The organism is Pseudomonas sp. AC463, assembly GCF_979253585.1.
The window spans coordinates 1-258 of the sequence record NZ_CEEDDZ010000799.1 but is presented as its reverse complement, the minus strand read 5'-3'; the positions used below and the strand labels follow the sequence as shown (position 1 = coordinate 258).

Here is a 258-nt window from a genome sequence, read left to right as displayed (position 1 = left end):
CCGCCGAAGCCGCCGAGAATGACGTTGAAGAACGAACGGTTCATGGCCTTGCACATGATGTAGGAGAGGATCGCGCCGCTCGAACCGACCAGGCTGCCTGCGATGATCAGCATCGAGTTGTTCAGCGAGAAACCGATGCCAGCTGCTGCCCAGCCCGAGTAGCTGTTGAGCATCGACACCACCACCGGCATGTCGGCGCCGCCAATCGGGATGATGATCAGCACGCCGATGACGAAGGCCAGGGCCACCAGCACGGCG

At 62.0% G+C, this 258-nt stretch carries 1 protein-coding gene; it reads right to left on the bottom strand.

The features are described from left to right. Positions 1-258: NAD(P)(+) transhydrogenase (Re/Si-specific) subunit beta (locus AC0IYH_RS32425; protein ID WP_471838445.1), on the bottom strand; the 258-nt coding region annotated here is incomplete at both ends.